At 68.6% G+C, this 1,301-nt stretch carries 1 protein-coding gene; it reads right to left on the bottom strand.

The genetic code is table 11. The features are described 5' to 3' along the window. Positions 1 to 30 precede the first annotated feature (30 nt). Positions 31 to 1,235, bottom strand: a protein-coding gene (locus tag DLJ47_RS01065; RefSeq protein ID WP_446723518.1) for an IS3 family transposase whose coding sequence is annotated in 2 segments (ribosomal slippage) — positions 31 to 1,004 and positions 1,004 to 1,235 — 1,206 coding nt in all. Because the reading frame shifts where the segments join, the coding sequence is not laid out codon by codon here. Between the last annotated feature and the right edge of the window lie 66 nt (positions 1,236 to 1,301).

Here is a 1,301-nt window from a genome sequence, read left to right as displayed (position 1 = left end):
TGAGGTTCCCCCCGGGATGTGGACACCGGGTTATGCCGCGATCTGGTGCAGCGTAGTCGGTTGCAGGGTTTGTTCGTAGTTGGCGGGGCTGAGGTAGCCGAGTGCGGAGTGGCGGCGTCGGTGGTTGTAGAAGGCGATCCAGCGGAACACGTCGCGGCGGGCGTCGGCCTCGGTGGTCCACCGTCGGTGGTCGACGTCGAGTTCGCGTTTGAGGGTGGCGAAGAACGCCTCGGCCAGGGCGTTGTCATACGACGAGCCGGTGCGCCCCATCGAGCGGCGGATGCCGTTTCGTTGGCAGGCGTCGGCGAAGGCGCCGCTGCCGTATTGGGCGCCCCTGTCCGAGTGGAAGATCACGCCGTCGACCCGGCCGCCGCGGGCGGCGACCGCGGCGTCCAGGGCGTCGATGACCAGGCCGGTGCGCATGTGGATGTTGATCGACCAGCCGATCAGCCGTCGGGTGGCGATGTCGATGACCGTGGCCAGATACAACCAGCCGGCACCGACGCGCAGGTAGGTGATGTCGCCGCACCACCGCTGGTCCGGTGCGGTGGCGGTGAAGTCCCGGCCGATCAGGTCCGGCGCCGGCGGGACGGCAGGATCCGGGATCGTGGTCCGCTTGCGGCGGCGCAGGTGCCGACCCACGACATCCCGTTGCCGCATGATCCGCTCGACCCGTTTGCGGTTGACCCGCACACCCCGCTCGTGCAGCTCGACGGTCACCCGAGGGGATCCGTAGGTGCCACCGGAGTCGGCGTGAATCCTGGTGATCTGCTCGGCGAGGGCATCCTCGTCGGCGGCGCGAGCCTGCCGGGCCGGCTCGCTTGCCGTCCAGCGGTAGAACCCGGAGCGGGACACCGCCAAGACCCGGCACAGCCGCTTGACGCCGAACGCGGCACGGTGGGCGGAGATGAACCGGAAGCGGCTGGTCACCGATCCATCTCCTTCGCGAAATAGGCGGCTGCCTTGCGCAGGATCTCCTTCTCCTGCCGCAACTCCGCGTTCTCACGCCGCAGGCGGGCGATCTCGGCATCCTTGTCGGCCACCGACAACCCGTCCCCACCCGAGACGGGCTCGGCGGCCTTGGTCTGGCGATCGGCGGCGCGGACCCAATTCCGCAGCGTCTCGTGACTCATCCCCAGCTCACGCGCCACCTGGTTGATAGGCCGCTGCGACGAACGGACCAGGTCAACCGCGTCACGCCGGAACTCTTCCGTGTACTTCGATGGACGCCCCAACGGGGACACCCCTTCCTCTGGACCAACATCCAGTCTCAGGGTGTCCACATCTCAGGGGGAAGCCCA

This window comes from Micromonospora sp. S4605 (assembly GCF_003176715.1).
Classification (GTDB): domain Bacteria; phylum Actinomycetota; class Actinomycetes; order Mycobacteriales; family Micromonosporaceae; genus Micromonospora; species Micromonospora echinaurantiaca.
This window is presented reverse-complemented; position numbering and strand designations above follow the sequence as displayed.